The organism is Bacteroides sp. AM07-18 (assembly GCF_003602695.1).
Taxonomy (GTDB): domain Bacteria; phylum Bacteroidota; class Bacteroidia; order Bacteroidales; family Bacteroidaceae; genus Bacteroides; species Bacteroides uniformis.
This window is the reverse complement of record NZ_QTLM01000035.1, coordinates 2,677-5,748: the sequence shown is the minus strand read 5'-3', so window position 1 is coordinate 5,748 and position 3,072 is coordinate 2,677. Positions and strand designations below refer to the sequence as shown.

Annotated in this window: 2 rRNA genes (1 of these 2 only partly in view); both read right to left on the bottom strand. The window is 50.5% G+C overall.

Features of this window, described 5'->3' with window-relative positions:
• Positions 1-49: 49 nt before the first annotated feature.
• Positions 50-160, bottom strand: a 5S ribosomal RNA gene (gene rrf / locus DW096_RS19035).
• A 72-nt stretch (positions 161-232) separates the two neighbouring features.
• A 23S ribosomal RNA gene (locus DW096_RS19030) occupies positions 233-3,072 on the bottom strand (it continues 367 nt past the right edge of the window).

Genomic DNA, 3,072 nt, shown 5'->3' with positions numbered 1-3,072 from the left:
AAACGAACAAAGCCTCCGTATCCTTATCAGACACGGAGGCTTCTTCTGAAAACGGCGACTACCTACTCTCCCACTGTTACGCAGTACCATCGGCGTGACCGGGCTTAACTTCTCTGTTCGGAATGGGAAGAGGTGGAACCCCGGTGCTGTAGTCACCTGAATAAGGCAGACATGATGAGAAAAAAGTAAAGTGTCCATATATTGCTGAACGTATATACCTCCATACACGGAAGGCAAAAAGTGGACGGGCAATTAGTAATGCTCGGCTATGACATCGCTGCCTGTACACCTGCATCCTATCGACGTTGTAGTCTACAACGACCCTGAGAAATCTAATCTTGTGGCTGGCTTCGTACTTAGATGCTTTCAGCACTTATCCAATCCCGACTTAGATACCCGGCAATGCACCTGGCGGCACAACCGGTAAACCAGAGGTCAGTCCAACACGGTCCTCTCGTACTAGTGTCAGAGCCACGCAAATTTCATGCGCCCACGATAGATAGAGACCGAACTGTCTCACGACGTTCTGAACCCAGCTCGCGTGCCACTTTAATGGGCGAACAGCCCAACCCTTGGGACCTTCTCCAGCCCCAGGATGTGACGAGCCGACATCGAGGTGCCAAACCCCTCCGTCGATATGAGCTCTTGGGAGGGATCAGCCTGTTATCCCCGGAGTACCTTTTATCCTTTGAGCGATGTCCTTTCCATACAGAAACACCGGATCACTATGCTCTAGTTTCCTACCTGATCGACTTGTAAGTCTCCCAGTCAAGCGCCCTTATGCCATTACACTCTGCCGACGGTTACCAATCGTCGTGAGGGCACCTTTAGAAGCCTCCGTTACACTTTTGGAGGCGACCACCCCAGTCAAACTACCCACCAAACAGTGTCCCCGCAACAACGGGTTAGAACTCAAATAATCAAAGGGCCGTATTTCAACAGCGGCTCCACGGACACTGGCGTGCCCGCTTCAAAGCCTCCGGCCTATCCTACACATCAATTACCCAAATTCAATGTTAAGCTATAGTAAAGGTTCACGGGGTCTTTTCGTCCCATCGCGGGTAATCGGCATCTTCACCGATACTACAATTTCACTGAGCTCACGGTTGAGACAGCGTCCAGATCATTACACCATTCGTGCAGGTCGGAACTTACCCGACAAGGAATTTCGCTACCTTAGGACCGTTATAGTTACGGCCGCCGTTTACTGGGGCTTCAATTCAATGCTTCTCTTGCGATGACATCTCCTCTTAACCTTCCAGCACCGGGCAGGTGTCAGGCTGTATACTTCATCTTTCAATTTTGCACAGCCCTGTGTTTTTGTTAAACAGTTGCCTGGACCTATTCTCTGCGCCTCGCCGTTAAGCGAGGACCCTTTATCCCGAAGTTACAGGGTCAGTTTGCCTAGTTCCTTAACCGTGAATCACTCAAGCGCCTTAGTATATTCAACCCGACTACGTGTGTCCGTTTGCGGTACGGGTACCTGCAGGATTAAGTTTAGCGGATTTTCTTGGAAGTATGATTACACGCACTATTGGATTGTTCTAAGAACGCTCCATACTATCAGGTTCGACTCTTGCTCCGGATTTGCCTGGAACAATCAGCATCTACACCCTTCAACGGACTATTCCGTCAGTCCGCGGCGCTGTCACGACTCCGTCTCCACGTCACTCCCACAGGTAGTACCGGAATATTAACCGGTTCTGCCATCGGCCTCGCCGTTCGGCTGAGCCTTAGGACCCGACTTACCCTGATCCGATTAGCGTTGATCAGGAAACCTTAGTCTTTCGGCGGGCAGGTTTCTCGCCTGCCTTATCGTTACTTATACCTACATTTGCTTTTCCACACGCTCCAGCAAGGCTCGCGCCTCACCTTCGACGCAGAGTGGAATGCTCCCCTACCGATGATTTCTCATCCCAAAGCTTCGGTAGAATACTTATGCCCGATTATTATCCACGCCAAACTCCTCGACTAGTGAGCTGTTACGCACTCTTTAAATGAATGGCTGCTTCCAAGCCAACATCCTAGCTGTCTTAGCAATCTGACTTCGTTAGTTCAACTTAGTATTCATTTCGGGACCTTAGCTGTTGGTCCGGATTGTTCTCCTTTAGGACATGGACCTTAGCACCCATGCCCTCACTCCTGACATAGAACTGACACGCATTCGGAGTTTGTCAAGACTTGATAGGCGGTGAAGCCCTCGCATCTTATCAGTCGCTCTACCTCATGCCAGTATAAGTCAAGGCTGCACCTAAATGCATTTCGGGGAGTACGAGCTATCTCCAAGTTTGATTAGCCTTTCACCCCCACCCTCAGGTCATCCAGAAGCTTTTCAACGCTTATTGGTTCGGTCCTCCAGATGGTGTTACCCATCCTTCAACCTGCCCAAGGGTAGATCACTTGGTTTCGCGTCTACTCCTTCCGACTATACGCCCTGTTCAGACTCGCTTTCGCTTCGGCTGCAGATCTGAAATCCTTAACCTCGCCGGAAAAAGTAACTCGTAGGTTCATTATGCAAAAGGCACGCCGTCACACCAGAAGGTGCTCCGACCGCTTGTAGGCACATGGTTTCAGGAACTATTTCACTCTTCTGTTCGAAGTGCTTTTCACCTTTCCTTCACAGTACTGGTTCACTATCGGTCTCTCGGGAGTATTTAGCCTTACCGGATGGTCCCGGCAGATTCACGCAGAATTCCTCGTGCTCCGCGCTACTCAGGATACCACTAGGCTTCGGTTGGCTTCGCATACGCAGCTCTCATGCTCTATGGCTGTACTTTCCAGAACATTCTGCTCACCAACTTTCTTGCCACGGCGTGGTCCTACAACCCCACCCATGCCGTAACATGGATGGTTTGGGCTGTCCCCCGTTCGCTCGCCACTACTGGGGGAATCATTGTTTATTTTCTTTTCCTGCAGGTACTAAGATGTTTCAGTTCCCTGCGTTAGCCTCCTGCAATGCAGGATGATACTTCTTCAAAGTACCGGGTTGTCCCATTCGGAAATCCGCGGATCAAAGGTCATTTGCACCTACCCGCAGCTTATCGCAGCTTATCACGTCCTTCATCGCCTCCG